Origin of the sequence: Pseudooceanicola marinus (assembly GCF_020177265.1) — a bacterium.
Lineage (GTDB): Bacteria > Pseudomonadota > Alphaproteobacteria > Rhodobacterales > Rhodobacteraceae > Pseudooceanicola > Pseudooceanicola marinus_A.
In genome coordinates this window covers 591,552-604,585 of record NZ_JAIVMC010000001.1, presented here as the reverse complement: position 1 = coordinate 604,585, position 13,034 = coordinate 591,552, and the positions used below count along the sequence as shown (strand labels likewise).

12 protein-coding genes are annotated in these 13,034 nt (G+C 67.5%); 11 read left to right on the top strand and 1 reads right to left on the bottom strand.

The genetic code is table 11. From position 1 onward, the window contains the following. Positions 1-209 precede the first annotated feature (209 nt). Positions 210-1,331, bottom strand: coding sequence for an ROK family transcriptional regulator (locus LC066_RS02780; protein WP_224896443.1), 1,122 nt, complete (start codon positions 1,329-1,331; stop codon positions 210-212). Between the two features lie 128 nt (positions 1,332-1,459). On the opposite strand from LC066_RS02780, the gene LC066_RS02775 reads away from it, so the two are divergent. The 11 genes from LC066_RS02775 to LC066_RS02725 all read left to right on the top strand — a co-directional run bounded on the left by LC066_RS02775 (position 1,460) and on the right by LC066_RS02725 (position 12,824). Continuing rightward, positions 1,460-2,515, top strand: a complete 1,056-nt coding sequence (locus tag LC066_RS02775; protein WP_224896442.1) for an ABC transporter ATP-binding protein — start codon at positions 1,460-1,462, stop codon at positions 2,513-2,515. Further along, on the top strand, positions 2,512-3,369 hold the full coding sequence (locus LC066_RS02770; RefSeq protein WP_224896441.1) for an ABC transporter permease: 858 nt from the start codon (positions 2,512-2,514) through the stop codon (positions 3,367-3,369). Before LC066_RS02775 ends, LC066_RS02770 begins: the two co-directional genes overlap by 4 nt. Continuing rightward, positions 3,363-4,244 carry an ABC transporter permease gene (locus LC066_RS02765; protein ID WP_222474565.1) on the top strand — a complete coding sequence of 294 codons (882 nt, stop codon included), beginning with the start codon at positions 3,363-3,365 and terminating at the stop codon, positions 4,242-4,244. The genes LC066_RS02770 and LC066_RS02765 overlap by 7 nt, the downstream gene beginning before the upstream one ends. A 52-nt stretch (positions 4,245-4,296) precedes the next feature. Beyond that, entirely contained in the window at positions 4,297-5,409 is a 1,113-nt protein-coding gene (locus tag LC066_RS02760; RefSeq protein ID WP_224896440.1) for an extracellular solute-binding protein, read from the top strand. 60 nt (positions 5,410-5,469) lie between these two features. Next, complete coding sequence (locus tag LC066_RS02755; protein ID WP_224896439.1) at positions 5,470-6,330, top strand: endonuclease/exonuclease/phosphatase family protein; 861 nt, start codon at positions 5,470-5,472, stop codon at positions 6,328-6,330. A gap of 42 nt (positions 6,331-6,372) precedes the next feature. Then, positions 6,373-7,206: a glycerophosphodiester phosphodiesterase family protein gene (locus tag LC066_RS02750; protein WP_224896438.1), complete on the top strand. Its 834-nt coding sequence runs from the start codon at positions 6,373-6,375 to the stop codon at positions 7,204-7,206. A 161-nt stretch (positions 7,207-7,367) separates the two neighbouring features. Next, the gene (locus LC066_RS02745) at positions 7,368-8,855 is read left to right on the top strand and encodes an aldehyde dehydrogenase family protein (RefSeq protein ID WP_224896437.1); all 1,488 of its coding nucleotides are present in this window, start codon (positions 7,368-7,370) and stop codon (positions 8,853-8,855) included. Between the two features lie 51 nt (positions 8,856-8,906). Further along, a complete protein-coding gene (locus tag LC066_RS02740) occupies positions 8,907-9,887 on the top strand; it encodes an NAD(P)-dependent oxidoreductase (protein ID WP_263624981.1) in 981 nt (326 codons plus the stop codon). A gap of 100 nt (positions 9,888-9,987) precedes the next feature. Further along, positions 9,988-10,968: a TRAP transporter substrate-binding protein gene (locus tag LC066_RS02735; protein WP_224896435.1), complete on the top strand. Its 981-nt coding sequence runs from the start codon at positions 9,988-9,990 to the stop codon at positions 10,966-10,968. A gap of 52 nt (positions 10,969-11,020) precedes the next feature. Then, positions 11,021-11,548: a TRAP transporter small permease gene (locus LC066_RS02730; protein ID WP_085886871.1), complete on the top strand. Its 528-nt coding sequence runs from the start codon at positions 11,021-11,023 to the stop codon at positions 11,546-11,548. After that, a complete protein-coding gene (locus LC066_RS02725; protein WP_224896434.1) occupies positions 11,541-12,824 on the top strand; it encodes a TRAP transporter large permease in 1,284 nt (427 codons plus the stop codon). The genes LC066_RS02730 and LC066_RS02725 overlap by 8 nt, the downstream gene beginning before the upstream one ends. Positions 12,825-13,034: the final 210 nt, after the last annotated feature.

The following is a 13,034-nucleotide window of genomic DNA, read 5'->3' as shown; positions in this document are numbered from 1 at the left end:
GGCCCGAAGCGGGGGCAGGGGCCGGCGCGGTCCTTTCGGCCTAACCGCTCGGCCGTCCGGTTACAACGAGATCGCGGGCCAGCCGGTTCCGTAGGGAGGCCATTCGTGGCAGCGGCGCCCGATGACCGGGCAGGCTGACGGTTGCCGGGGGCTTCGCAACCCGGGCAGGCGCAATTTTGCAAAGAGTCTGCCCGCAGTGGTTTGCAAAGCTAGGCGGCGCCCCAGGGGCGGGGATGCGGGGCCGAAGCCAGGCGATGGACCAGCGGCACCGACGCGGCGGCCAGGGCCATGGCGCCGGGGCCGCAGGCGCGGGCCACGCGCAACTCCGGCTTGGTCAGGGGGCGGCGGCCCTGATGATCGAGCAGGTCCAGGCGTACATGGCGCGCCAGGCCGTCCAGGATTGCCTGCGGAAACAGTCCGCCGATGATGATCGTGGCAGGGTTCAGCAGGTGCACCACCGTCGACAGTGGCAGCGACAGCACCGCGCCGCGCGTGGCCATCCACTCCGTCAGGGCGGGGTCTGGCGCTTGCGCCAGCGCCTCCAGCGCGCTGTCGGTCATTTCGTCCGGGCTCAGGCCAAGATGGGCGGTCAGGTCGGGCAGCGACGGACGCGGCGTCCCGTCGGGCATCATGGCGCCGATGTTCGACGCCTCGCCGAAACTGCCGCGATAGAGGCGCAACTGGTCGATCAGACTGCCGCCGATTCCGTAGTCGAGAAACAGCATGTAGACGATCCGCTCTTCCTCGCCCGGTTGCAGGGCCTCGTGGTAGGCGGGCGCCTTGGATTCCAGCCAGAGCGGGGCTTGGAACTGGCGGCTGAGGTGATCGCAGAAAGCTGCGTGGTCGATGCCGCGCTGCGAGGGCGTCACCTCGACCACCGCGCCGGAGAGGTCCTGCAGGGCGGGCAGCCAGAGACCGATCCCCGCGACGCTGCGGGTCAGCCCGCGCAGCTCCTCCAGCGCGGCGGTGGTGGCCGCCAGCGCCGCGCGCGTGTCGGTGGCCGGGACCGGCAGGGACCGGTGGGCCAGCGGCGTGCCGTCCAGATCCTGCGCCGCGACCGTGATGCCCCGGGTCGATAGGCTGACCCCCAGCCCGGCCACCTGTTTCGGGCGCAGGCGCAGGTGGCGTGCGGGCTGGCCGCGCCCGCGCGGGGCGCTGTCACGTTCCTCTGCCACCAGTCCCTCGGCCTGGAAGGTCGCGATCGCCTTGGTCAGCATGGCGGGCGACAGGTTCAGCTGCGCGGCGATTCCCGCGCGGCTGGCCCCCGGACGCCGCCGGATCAGCGACAGGATCGCCCGCTCCGACAGGGTCAGATCGGCCAGCGCGGCCATCGACCCGGGGTCACAAATCTTTCGTGTCGCTGTCACCAAGGGGTTACCCGCCAATTTTATTCACGCCGTGAAGTTAATTGGAATCGCCCCGTCTGGGAAGCTGGTTCCGGGACAGGAAAGCGGAGAAAATGGCGTCACTGGCAGCCAAGGGGATCAGCAAGGTGTTCGAGGACGGGTTCCAGGCCCTGACCGACATCGACCTTGTGGTCGAGCCCGGCGAATTTGTCACTCTTCTGGGGCCTTCGGGCTGTGGCAAGACCACCCTTCTGAAGACCTTGGCGGGGTTCTACGACGCGACCACCGGCACGATCGAGATCGGCGGCACCGATGTCACCGCCGCGCCGCCGGAAAAGCGCGACACGGCCATGTGTTTCCAGTCCTACGCGCTGTTCCCTCACCTTACGGTGGCCGAGAACATCGACTTCGGTCCGCGCCAGGCGGGCGTGCCCAAGGCCGAGCGCCGCGACCGGCTGGAAGGCCTGTTGCGCCAGGTGGACCTGGAGGCGCACCGTGACAAGCTGCCCAATCGCCTGTCTGGCGGCCAGCAACAGCGCGTCGCCCTGGCGCGCGCCCTCGCGATGCGGCCTGCCGTGGTTCTGTTCGATGAGCCGCTGTCGAACCTCGATGCCAAGCTGCGCGAACAGGTCCGGCGCGAGATCCGCGCGCTGCAGAAGGAGATCGGGTTCACCGCCATCTACGTCACACATGACCAGTCAGAGGCCCTGGCCATGTCGGACCGGGTGGTGGTGATGCAGGGCGGACGCATCGACCAGGTGGGCCGCCCGGAAGAGATCTACGCCCGTCCCGAAACCGCCTTCGTCGCGGATTTCATCGGCGCAGCCAACCTTGTGCCCTTCGAGGACATGGGCGGTGGCCGGGTGAAGACCCCGTTGGGAGATCTGCGCGCCGCCGTGCCGCCCGCGGGCAACGCCACCTTCATCTGCTGGCGCCCCGAGGACGTGGAGCTGGTCGAGGCCGGCGCCGCGAGTGAGAACGTGATCCGCGGCGTCGTGCGGGACCGGGCCTATCAGGGCGCCCATACCGAGCTGCACGTGGCGACGGGTGACGCCGACCTGGGGCTGCAACGGCTGCATGTCGCGGGCGCTGCGCCGGCCGAGGGCGCCGAAGTGGCCTTCCGCTTGGGCGCGGACCAGATCCGTTTCGTCCGGGGCGCGCTGACATGACCCTGCGCCGGACCCTCACCATCGCGGCGCTGCTGACGCCGGGGCTGGGGCTGATCCTCGTCATGGTCGGCTCGGTTTTCTACATCGCCGTCGCGCAAAGCTTCGGCTACTACAACCTGTCGGGCGACAGCGCCTTCTCGCTGGACCACTGGCGCGACGTCTTGGGGTCGAAGCAGTTCGGCCGGTCCCTGGGCTATTCGGCCTATATCGCCATCATCAGCGCGCTCGGCTCCATCGCCATCGCCTATCCGCTGGCGATCTGGATGCGCAAACCCTTTCGTGGTTCGCTGGTGGTCGGTTCGCTGCTGAAGGCGCCGCTTTTCGTGCCCGGTCTGGTCGCGGCCTTCCTGTTCCTGAACGTGGTCGCCTATCACGGGGTGCTGAACCAGTTCCTGATGTGGACCGGGCTGACCGATGCGCCGATCCGGTTCCAGAATGACCGCAACGGGTTCGGCGTCATCTTCCTGCAGCTATGGAAGAACATGCCGCTGGCGCTGCTGCTGCTGACCGGCGCGGTGCAGGGGATCTCGGACGAGGTCGTCGATGCCGCGCGCGACCTGGGCGCCGGGCCGCTGGCGCGCTTTCGCAAGGTAATCGCGCCGCTGACGGTGCAGGCCATGCAGGCGGCGCTGATCATCATCTTCATCGGCGCGGCCGGCGACTTTGCCTTCCAGGTCACCGCGGGCCCGACCAACGTGCAGTCCATGGCGCAGTACATGGTCTTTCTGAAAACGAGCTTCGGACGCTGGAACCAGGCGGCCGTGGTGGGGGTCTCCCTGATGGGCCTGGCACTGGTGGGTGCCCTGGGTCTGGCCGGGCTGGCCCGCCTGACCCTGAGGGGGCTGAAATGGTAAGCCTGTCCGATACCGCACCCGTCGCGTCCCGGCGCCCGCGCCGCCCGGCCTTCCGCCGGTTCACCATCTCCAACGTGCTGATCGCGATCCTGCTGCTGGTCTGCGTGATCTGGCTGGTGGTGCCCTTCGGCATGGCCGTGCTGTGGTCGCTGCTGGATCCCTCGGTTCGCTGGGAATACCCCGACGTGTTGCCCCCGGCGCTGTCCTTTGCGCGCTGGATCGAGGTCTGGAACACCACCTCGCTGCCCATGGCGCTGCGCAATTCCTACATCCTAGCGCCGACGGTGGCGGTGACCACGCTGATCCTGGCCTCTCCCACGGCCTATGCCTTCGCCCGCTACGACTTTCCGGGCAAGGGCGCGGCCCAGGTGCTGACCCTGCTGCCGCTGGTGATCCCGGGCTTCGTGCTGGCGATCTTCTTCTCGGCGCTGATCTTCTCTTTGGGGATCTACTCGCGCTTCCTGTCGATCCTGCTGGCCCATTCGGTGCTGTTCCTGCCCTACGCCATCCGGCTGATGACCGTGGCCTTTTCCAATGTGCGCCTGGATCTGGTGGATGCGGCCCGCGATCTGGGCGCCAGCCCCTGGGCGCGGTTCCGCGTGGCCTACTGGCCCGCGCTGGCACCGGGCATCCTGGCCTCTCTCATCATCGTCTTCATCCAGTCGATCGAGGAGTTCGCCGTGGCCTTCGTCGTCGGCGCGCCGAATTTCACCACCATTCCGTCGATCCTCTATTCCTACCTTGGATACAACTTCGTTCGCCCGAACGCGGCTGTCGTCAGCCTCGTCCTGGTGATCCCCAATGTCCTTCTGATGCTCGGGCTGGAGCGGCTGCTGAAATCGGCCAACCCGGCGCAGACCGGCGTCAAGGGATGACCCCCGCCTCCTTCACCACACTTCATCAAACCGTCTGAAAAGGACCTTTCTGATGCTTCGCAAACTTCTTGTCGCCGCCACCGCCATTGGCCTCGCCTCCGGCGCCCAGGCCCAGGACCAGAACGACCTGCTGTCCAAATCCTGGGACGACATCGTCGCCCAGGCCAAGGACGAAGGTTCGGTCAACTGGTTCGTCTGGTACTTCCAGCCGCGCTACCGTGAACTGGCCGAGGCTTTCACCGCCGAATACGGTATCGAGGTGATGATCCCCGAGGGCACCCACGAGGGCAACATCGACAAGGTGCTGGCCGAAACCGGCCGCGAGAGCGGTGACGTCGACCTGCTGGCCATGGGCGCCGACCGGATCGAGCTGTTCAAGCAGGAAAACCTCGTCGGTCCGCTGAACGACGTGCTGCCCAATGCCGCCACCATGACCACCGAGGTCGGTGGCTTCGACGGCCAGGGCTATGGCTGGGCCTACTGGGGCAACCAGACCGGTATCGCCTACGACCCCGAAGCAATCGACGAGGCCGACCTGCCGCAGAGCGTCGAGGACTTCGCCGCCTACTGGGACGCCAACCCGGGCCGCTTCGGCTTCAACTACGAAAACGGCGGCTCCGGCCCCTCGTTCTTCACCCATGTCGCGCGCAACCTGACCGACGCCGATTTCACCTCCGGTAAGGTCACCGAGGAGAAGATGGACGCGCTGCAACCGGCCTGGGATTTCTTCCTCGACCACACCGACGGCTACATCATCACCGCGTCGAACACCGACAGCCTGATCCGCCTGTCCAACCGCGAGTTCGCCCTGGTTCCCGCCTGGGAAGACCACCTGTTCAAGCTGCAGGGGGAAAAGGAAGTGTCGGACCGCATCAAGTTCTACATCCCCGAGTTCGGCATGACCGGCGGTGGCAACATCAACGTGATCCCCGCCAACGCGCCGCATCCTGCCGCCGCGCTGGTCTTCCTGAACTGGGTGTCGAGCCCGGAAACCCAGACCCGCTTCAATGAGGTCTTCGGCGCCGCGCCGATGAACTCTGCCGCTGACGACAGCCACGCGCTGATCCCCAATGACATGCGCGCCCGCGCCGTCAGCTCGCCGGCCAACCCGTTCAACACCGAACTGCGCCAGGCCTTCATCGAGCACGTCGCGCTCGAACGCTAAGACTCCTTGCGCCGCCCGTGTCCCTGGCTCGGGCGGCGTTTTCATTCCGGGACCCCGAACGTGAAGCTTGTCTCCTACAACATCCAGTACGGCCTGGGCGCCGATGGCCGCTACGATCTGGCCCGCATCGCCGGTGAGGTCGCGGGCGCCGACGTGATCGCCCTGCAGGAGGTCGATCGCTTCTGGCAACGCTCTGGCATGGTGGACGGGCCCGCGGTTCTGGCCGACGCGCTGCCGCGCCACCACTGGGTTTACGGGGCGAACCTCGACATGGATGCCAGCCAGGATGACGGCACCCGCGTGATCTCCCGCCGCAAGCAGTTCGGCACGATGATCCTGTCGCGTTGGCCCATCCTGTCCAGCCGCAACCACCTGCTGCCGAAATGGGGTGACCGGCGGCACCACTCGATCCAGCAGGGGATGCTGGAGGCGGTGATCGCCACGCCCCTTGGCCCCATTCGGTTCTATTCCGCCCACCTCAGCCATCTGGGCGCCGTCACGCGCCTGCCGCAGGTCGAGGCGATCCGCGCTATCCTGGCCCGTACGCCCGCCGAGGGGGGCGCATGGTGTGGCGGCCATCCCGATTCTGACGGCGGCTGGATTGAGGAGGCCGAGCCGCCCATGCCCGCTGCCGCCATCCTGATGGGCGATCTGAATTTCACCCATGACAGCGCCGAATATGCCGCGCTCTGCGGTCCCGTGGTGCCGCGCCATGGCCGCCTCAGCCCGCGCGACGGTCTTATCGATGCCTGGGTCGCCGCCGGTCAGCCCGAGGCGTCCGGCGCGACCTCGCAAAAGGGCGGCACACGGATCGACCATTGCCTGCTGACCCCCGATCTGGCGCCGCAGGTCCGCAGCGCGCGGATCGACACCGACGCCACAGGCTCGGACCACTGGCCCCTCTGGGTCACCCTGGGCTGAGCTGCCGCCCGCCTCCATCACTCCCATCGAAAGCAAAAGCCCGTGAAAACCTACCGTGATTTCGTGTCCGACCTGCCGCTTCGCCCGGCCATCATCGCCCATCGGGGCGCCTGGCACTTGGCGCCGGAAAACAGCGTGGCTTCCATCCTTCGGGCCGCCGAGGCGGGCTATGAGGTGGTCGAGATCGACGTGCAATGCTGCGCCGACGGCGTGCTGTTCCTGATGCATGACGAGGCGCTGACGCGGATGACCGGCCACGAGGTGGCGGCCCAGTCGCTGAGCTGGGCCGAGCTGAGCACCCTGGCGCTTCGGGCAGGCGACGGGCAGGGCGATGCCGGCCCGACCGCGCACCGGATCCCGACCCTGCAAGAGGCGCTGGTGGCCGCGCACGGACGCATCTACCTGGACGTGGACGTGAAATCGCCCGAGCAGAACATGGAGGCCGCAGGCGCCGCCATCGCCGCCGCCGGCATGCAGGATTACGTCGACATCAAGGTCCCCCTGCACAGCGATGCCGACGCCGAACGCTTGGCGGCGCTGGAGGCGCAATACGGCGTGATGGTCATGCCGATGACCCGCTTCACCGCCGACACGGTGGCCCGGCACATCGCCCGCCTGGCCCGCACCGGCGCCCGCATCGTCGAGACCGAGTTCGACGCCCTGTCCACCATCACCGACAACCGCGCCGCGTTTGAGGCGGCAGGTCTGACCCTGTGGGTCAATACGCTGACGCCCGTCGCGCAATGCGGGCTGACCGACGCGGCGGCGCTGACCGACCCCGACGGCATCTGGGGCGCGCTGATGGAGGCGGGGGTGACCGTCTTCCAGACCGACGAGCCCGAAGCCCTGGCCGCCTGGCGCGCCGCGCGCGGCTGAGGGGCAGGGCGGTCGGGCCGGGGGCCCGCTTTGCTCTGGTCAATCTGTCGCCGCTCTGCTTAGAGATGACGCGGAGAAGCCCCGTGTGCATACGACCCCGTCCGGCGTCCGTCGGCGGGGTGCCTGCACGCCGGGCGCGTCGCGAGACGGAAGGAAAGACGATGAAAGACTGGACCACTGCGGCAGCAGAGCTTTACGACGGCGGCTTCCGCCCGATGTTCATTGACGGTAAATGGATCGAGGCGCAGACGGGCGAGACCTTCGACGCCCGCAACCCCGCCGATGGCACCCTGCTGGCCACCGTGCCCAAGGGCAGCAAGGCTGATATCGACGCGGCCGTCGGCGCCGCGCGCCGCGCCTTCGAAGGCCCCTGGGCCAAGTGGACCCCCTTCGAGCGTCAGAATCTCCTGCTGAAGATCGCCGAGAAGTTCGAGGCCGAGTGGGAAAGCCTGTGCCTGTCGGATACCCTCGACATGGGCATGCCGATCCAGCGGACCCTGGGCAACAGCCGCCGGGTGCTGGGCATGCTGCGCTTCTACGCGGGCCAGGCGGTGTCGATCCATGGCCAGACCATCGGCAACTCCTTCCCCGGAGAGATCTATTCCCAGACCGTGCGCGAACCCATCGGGGTCGTCGGCGCGATCATCCCCTGGAACGCGCCGATCGCCGGCTCCATCTGGAAGATCGCCCCGGCCATCGCCACCGGCTGTACCGTGGTGCTGAAACCCTCCGAGGAGGCCTCGCTGACCGTGCTGATGATCGCGCGGATCATGCAGGAGTGCGGCCTGCCGGACGGCGTGCTGAACATCGTCACCGGCTACGGCGCGGATGCGGGCGCGGCGCTGGCCGAACACCCGGGCGTCGACAAGATCGTCTTCACCGGCTCCACCGCCACCGGCCAGGCCATCGCCCGTGCCGCCACCGGCAACCTGAAGCACGTCTCGCTGGAGCTGGGCGGCAAGTCGCCCGTGATCGTCTGCCGCGATGCCGATATCGAGAAGGCCGTGCCGGTCGCCGCCATGGCCGTCTTCGCCAACTCGGGCCAGATCTGCATCGCGGGCTCGCGCCTCTTCGTGGCGCGCGAGATCCATGACGAGTTCACCCGCCGCGTCGCCGACTATGCCGCGAACCTGCGCATCGGCCACGGCATCCAGGAAGGCACCGACATCGGCCCGATCATCTCCGCCCGCCAGGCGGAACGGATCGAGGGCTACCTGTCGGTCGGCCCGAACGAGGGCGCCGAGATCCTGACGGGCGGCAACCGCGTCGCGGGCGACGACTTCGCCGGCGGACACTTCTTCCACCCGACGGTTTTCGGCGGCGTGACGGACGAGATGACCATCGCGCGGGAGGAAATCTTCGGCCCCGTGATCTCCGCCATGCCTTTCGACACGCTGGATGAGGTGGTGGACCGCGCCAATGCCACGCCCTACGGCCTGGCCGCCGGGATCTTTTCGACCCATCTGGGCACCGCGCACAAGCTGGCGCACCGCCTGAAGGCCGGGTCGGTCTGGGTGAACATGTACCACGCCATCGACCCCGCCGTGCCCTTCGGCGGCATGAAGATGTCGGGCTATGGCCGCGAAGGCGGGCTGCAGCACGTGGAGGAGTACCTGGATACCAAGGCGATCTGGATCAACGCGGACTGATCGCCGCCCTGGCGCGGCTGCGCGCACAGGGATCCGGGCAGGAGCACCGCCCTGCCGCAAGACAGCAGGGGGCGGGCCGAAGCGGCGCGCCCCCGATCGCGCCGGCCCCGGGACGCCCCGGGAACCCGCGCCAGAACGAGGAGAAATCACATGCATGTCGGTATCATCGGCGTCGGCCTCATGGGCCATGGCATCGCCCGCAACGTCCTGGGGCGCGGCGGCTTCCCCCTGAGCTTCCTGGATCACCCGGGCAATCAGCCGGTAGACGAGATCACCGGGATGGGCGCCACGCCCTGCGCCACCCCGGCCGAGGTGGCGGCGGTGTCGGATGTCATCATCCTCTGCGTGACCGGCTCGCCCCAGGTGGAGGCCATCGTCAGCGGCAAGGACGGTCTGGTCGAGGCGCTGAAACCCGGTGCCGTGGTCGTCGATTGCTCCACCGCGCTGCCCGAGTCGACGCAGCGCATGGGCGAGATCGTGGCCAAGGCCGGCGCCCACTACCTGGACGCGCCGATGACGCGCACCGCCACCCATGCCCATGCCGGCACGCTGAACCTGCTGGTCGGCGGCGAGGTCGAGGTGCTGGAGCAGGTCCGCCCCGTGCTGGCGTCCTTCACCGAGGCGGTGGAGCATGTCGGCCCGCTCGGTCACGGCCACCGGATGAAGCTGCTGCACAACTACGTCTCCGTGGGCTTCATGACCCTGCTGGCCGAGGCTGCGGCCCAGGCCGCGGATGCGGGCGTCGACCCGCAGGCCTTCGTCAATGTCCTGGCCACCGGCGGCGGCGCCTCCGCCGCGCTGGACCGGCTGGCGCCCTACATCACCGAAGGCAACCGCGACGCGCTGCCCTTCGCCGTGGCCAACGCGCAGAAGGACATCGACTACTACCGCGCCATGTCCGAGGCCGCAGGCGCCCAGCAGACCATCGCGGACGGCATTTCCTCGGCACTTTCTGCAACCGTGGAGGCGGGTCATGCGCAAGCCTATGTCCCGGAGCTTGTAAAATTCTTTCGAAAGTTGCCGAAAACCTGAACGGCGGGGTTTTCCTCGCCGTCCGGTGTGGTACGTATCCCGTCGGATCTGCGGCGCCCCTCCGGGCGCTGCAGAGCAGAGTTCCAAGGGAGGAAACCCAATGACCATCGTGACCCGCGGGCTGCTTGCCACCAGCGCCCTTGTTGCCTTCGCGCTGCCGGCTGCGGCCCAGACCGAGGTGAAGATCGGCTACGCCCTGGCGGAAGACAGCCATTACGGCGTCGCCGCTGCCACCTTCGAAGAGGTGGTGCTGGAAGAGACCGGCGACGATTTCACCTTCACCCATTTCCCGTCCTCCGGCCTGGGCGGCGAGCGTGAAGTGATCGAGGGCCTGCAACTGGGCACCATCGAGGCGACCATCGTGTCCTCGGGCACCCTGGCCAACTTCGTGCCGGAAACCGGTGTCTTCGACATTCCCTTCCTGTTCAGCGGCTTCGACCACGCGCGCGGCGTGCTGGACGGCCCGATCGGCCAGGAGATCCTGGCCAAGTTCGACGACGTCGGTCTGCACGGCCTGGCCTGGGGCGAGCAGGGCTTCCGCCACATCACCAACAACCGCAACCCGATCCACACCCCCGAGGACGTGGCCGGGCTGAAGATCCGCACGATGGAAAACCCGGTGCACCTGGCGGCCTTCAACGCCATGGGCGCGGCGCCGACCCCGATGGCCTGGCCCGAGGTGATCTCCTCGCTGCAGCAGGGCGTGATCGACGGTCAGGAAAACCCGCTGTCGGTGATCGTCTCGGTGAAGCTGAACGAGGTGCAGAAGTACCTGACCCTGTCGGGCCACGTCTATTCGCCTGCCATGATCCTGGTGTCGCGTCCCTTCTGGGAAGGCCTGGATGATGACCAGAAAGCCGCGTTCGACAAGGCGGCGGTCGAAGCCGGCGCCGCGATGCGCGGCTTCGTCGATGAGGTCGAAACCTCCGGCGTCGAGACGCTGAAGGAACGTGGCATGGAAGTGAACGAGCTGACGGCCGAGGAAAAGGCCGCGTTCCAGGCCTCCATCGAAGCCGCCTACGAAGGCTATTACGAAACCTACGGCGAGGACCTGGTCCAGTCGATCGTGAACTACGAGTAACCCTGATCGCCGGCGCCCTCCGGGGCGCCGGCATCTCTGCCCGAGGCCCCCTGTGAAGAAGCTGGAACATATCTTCGTCGCCCTCAACGGCTGGGCGCTGATCCTGATGCTGACCGCGATGACGGTGATCGTCGGCGCCAACATCTCGCTGCGCTACCTGACGGGCCATTCGCTGCCCTGGGCGGACGAGGCGGCGCGCTACCTGATGATCTGGATGACCTTCAGCGGGGCGGGGCTGGTGCTGCGCACCGGCGGCCACGTGGCGATTACCAACCTGCAGGATGCGCTGCCGCAGATGGGCCAGAAGATCCTGCGCGGCCTGCTGGTGCTGGGCCTGCTGATCTTCTTCGGCTTCATGGTCTGGGTGGGGATGCAATACGCCCAGCGGATGCAATACCAGGTGACGCCGGCGCTGCGCCTGCCGTTCCTCTACATCTACGCCGCCATGCCCGTGGGCTTCGGCCTGATGATCCTGCACCTGCTGCTGATCGCGCATCCCTTCATCACGGCGGGCGCCTACAAGCATCTTGAAGACGAGGAGGCCGGCGAGGCCTCCCTTCCCGGGGGCGCCAATGGCTGAGATCCTCTTTCCCGCGCTGTTCATCCTGCTGGCGCTCGGCCTGCCCGTGGCCTTCGCCATGTCCATCGCCGTTTTCGTCGCGCTCAGCTTCGGTTCCTCCTATCCCAACCTGGTGGTGGTGAAGGAGATGTTCTCGGGCCTCGACAGCTTCCCGCTGCTGGCCGTGCCCTTCTTCATCCTCGCGGCCGAGATCATGACCGGCGGCGCCGTGACCATGGCGCTGCTGCGCCTCGCGCAATCGCTGGTCGGCCACCTGAAGGGCGGTCTGGGCCACGCCAACGTGGTCAGTTCGGCCATGTTCGCGGGCATCTCGGGCTCGGCCCTGGCCGACGCGGCGGGCCCCGGCTCGATGATGATCCGCATGATGGAAAAGGGCGGCTATGACCGCAGCTATGCGGGCGCGCTGACCATCGCCAGCTCCGTCGTGGGGCCGATCATCCCGCCGTCGATCACCATGATCATCTACGCCATGCAGGATCAGGAGGTCTCCGTCGGGTCGCTGTTCATGGCGGGTGTGCTGCCGGGCGTGTTGATCACGCTGCTGGTGCTGCTGGCCAACGGTTATGTCAGCCACCGCCGCGGCTATGTCAGCGGCGCGCCGATGCCCGGCCTGGCCGAGATCTTCCGCATCTTCGTCTATGCCATCCCGGCGCTTCTGCTGATCGTGCTGATCGTCGGCGGCATCCGCTTCGGCATTTTCACCCCGACCGAAGCCTCGGTGATCGCCGTCTTCTACGCCCTGGTCGTGGGCATGTTCGTCTACCGCTCGCTGAAACTGCGCGACCTGCCGCAGATCGTGCTGCGCGCGGCGCTGACGGCCACTGCCGTGCTGCTGATCCTAGGCGCCGCGCGCGCCTTCGCCTGGGTGCTGATCATCGAGGGCGTGCCGCAGTTCCTGGCCGAGACGATCATCGCCTGGGACCTGTCGCCGATCGTCTTCCTGCTGGCCGTCAACGTGCTGCTGCTGATCTTCGGCCTGTTCATGGATCCGCTGCCCGGCGTGATGATCCTGGTGCCGATCCTGGCCCCGATCGCGCTGGCGCTTGGCATCGACCCGAACCATTTCGCCATCATCGTCATCGTGAACCTGACGCTTGGCCTGACGACGCCGCCCGTGGGCAGCCTGATCTTCGTCGTCTCCTCGACGGTGAAGCTGAAACCCTCGGCGCTGATCCGGGAAATGCCGCCCTTCTTCGTTGCGCTTTTCGGGGCGTTGATGCTGATTACCTTCGTGCCGATCCTGTCGACCTGGCTGCCGGGCGTCAGCGGCTTCTGACCGGGCGTCGGCTGGGGCTGGGCGCGGGATGGCGCCCGCCCCGGGCGCCCGAAAGGGCCATTTTACCGGGATCGGACCCTTTTCCCGCCGCGTCGCGGCAGAAAAGGCCGATTTTCCGCGCTTTACCCATATACTTGTTACGCGCGGGGCCTTATAGGGCGGAGCTTCAGCCCCAACAGGCCTCTTTTACGCGACGCCCTCGTGCCGTCG

Coding starts and splice junctions, on each gene's coding strand:
- LC066_RS02780 (WP_224896443.1), bottom strand. CDS start 1,331: ATGGCCGCGCTGGCCGATCTGACCCTGTCGGAGCGGGCGATCCTGTCG.
- LC066_RS02775 (WP_224896442.1), top strand. CDS start 1,460: ATGGCGTCACTGGCAGCCAAGGGGATCAGCAAGGTGTTCGAGGACGGG.
- LC066_RS02770 (WP_224896441.1), top strand. CDS start 2,512: ATGACCCTGCGCCGGACCCTCACCATCGCGGCGCTGCTGACGCCGGGG.
- LC066_RS02765 (WP_222474565.1), top strand. CDS start 3,363: ATGGTAAGCCTGTCCGATACCGCACCCGTCGCGTCCCGGCGCCCGCGC.
- LC066_RS02760 (WP_224896440.1), top strand. CDS start 4,297: ATGCTTCGCAAACTTCTTGTCGCCGCCACCGCCATTGGCCTCGCCTCC.
- LC066_RS02745 (WP_224896437.1), top strand. CDS start 7,368: ATGAAAGACTGGACCACTGCGGCAGCAGAGCTTTACGACGGCGGCTTC.
- LC066_RS02735 (WP_224896435.1), top strand. CDS start 9,988: ATGACCATCGTGACCCGCGGGCTGCTTGCCACCAGCGCCCTTGTTGCC.
- LC066_RS02725 (WP_224896434.1), top strand. CDS start 11,541: ATGGCTGAGATCCTCTTTCCCGCGCTGTTCATCCTGCTGGCGCTCGGC.